Raw genomic sequence first — 1645 nt, forward strand, 5'->3', positions numbered from 1 at the left:
CCGGCGCTGCACGCCCGGCTGGCCGAGCTGGACCCCGAGGCCGCCGCCCGGATCGGGCCCCGCAACGGCCGCCGGCTGGTCCGCGCGCTGGAGGTGGTGGAGCTGACCGGCCGGCCGTTCACCGCCACCCTGCCGAGCCGGGAGTACCTGCGGCCCACCGTGCAGCTCGGCCTGCGCGCCGACCGGGACGTCCTCGACGCACGCATCGACGCCCGGGTGGAGCGGATGTGGGAGCAGGGGCTGGTCGAGGAGGTGCGCCGGCTGGAAGCCGCTGGGCTGCGGGAGGGGCCCACCGCCTCCCGGGCGCTGGGCTACGCCCAGGTGCTGGGCCAGCTGGACGGCGCGCTCACCCCGGAGCAGGCGCGCGCCGAGACCGCCCGCGCCACCCGCCGGTTCGCGCGCCGGCAGCAGTCCTGGTTCGGCCCGGACCCGCGGATCCACTGGCTGGAGCACGACGAGCCCGGCCTGCTGGACCGGGCGGTCGCGGTGATCGCTGTCGCCGCGGCCGCACAGTAGGTTGTGCACGTCCCTGCTCCACCTGAAGGAGAACCCATGCGAAGACTCGCCGTCGCTGTCCTGTCCGTGCTCACCCTCCTGGTCGGAAGCACCACCGCCCAGGCCATCACCTGGGGGGAGCCGGACGGGGAGGCCCATCCCCACGTGGTGACCTTGATGTACACCCAGGACGGGCAGAGCGCCATCTTCCGCTGCTCCGGCACCCTGCTGTCGCCGACGCTGGTGCTCACCGCCGGCCACTGCGCCGAGGGCGTGTCCGGGGCACCGAACGACCTGACGTTCGTCAGCAACCACCCCGAGCCGGTCGCCGACTACGCCGGCGGCGGCATCCTCGGCTTCCTGCAGACCAGCGAGCACTGGGTACAGGGCACCGCGACCGCGCACCCGGAGTACGACAGCTTCGCCGCGTTCCCGGACACCTTCGACGTCGGCGTCGTCGAGCTCGCCGAGCCGATCGAGACCGGCGGGGTCTACGGCACGCTGCCGGAGGCCGGCATGCTCGACAGCCTGCTGACGCGCAAGGGTCCCCCCACGCAGCGGCAGGTGGCCGTGGTCGGGTACGGCCTGCAGGGCACCGTCCCGGCGTTCGCGCAGGCAGACTACGAGCGCTACCGCGGCACCGCCACGATCACGGGGCTCGGCCGCTCGAGCACCCAGGGCAGCCAGAACGTCCAGCTGAGCAACACCCCGGGCCAGGGCACCGGACCGGGCGGGACCTGCTCGGGTGACTCCGGCGGGCCCGCCTTCTGGATCGACCCGGCGACCGGCGAGGAGACGACCACGGTCGTGGCAGTGACGTCCTTCGGCGTCACCGGGCACTGCGCCGGCACCGACTTCTCGTTCCGGACCGACACCCAGGCCGCCCAGGAGTTTCTCAGCGCCTACACCGGCTGACCACACCAGCACACCGGTCAGGGGCCGCTCCCACCGAGGGAGCGGCCCCTGCCGCGTGCCGTGCCACCTGGGCCCGTCTCAACCGGCCGGGGGAGCAGGCAGGACCTCGAGCGCCAGCGGCCCCTCCGGCCCGGCGACGACGACGACGTCAGGCGTCGTGGCACCGCGCAGCGCGGCCAGCACCGCCGCGGCGTCCCACCCGACGCCGGCGGCCCCGGTCGGCCCGCCCGGTCCG

Annotated in this window: 2 protein-coding genes; both read left to right on the plus strand. The window is 75.0% G+C overall.

The window, feature by feature from the left end:
* Positions 1 to 516, plus strand: a 516-nt coding sequence (locus GFJ45_RS15970; protein ID WP_267128874.1) for a tRNA (adenosine(37)-N6)-dimethylallyltransferase, incomplete at its 5' end; no start/stop codon positions are given.
* Positions 517 to 552: 36 nt separating this feature from the next.
* Positions 553 to 1410, plus strand: coding sequence for a trypsin-like serine protease (locus GFJ45_RS15975; RefSeq protein WP_153399066.1), 858 nt, complete (start codon positions 553 to 555; stop codon positions 1408 to 1410).
* Positions 1411 to 1645: the final 235 nt, after the last annotated feature.

The organism is Ornithinicoccus halotolerans, assembly GCF_009602535.1.
Classification (GTDB): Bacteria; Actinomycetota; Actinomycetes; order Actinomycetales; family Dermatophilaceae; genus Ornithinicoccus; species Ornithinicoccus halotolerans.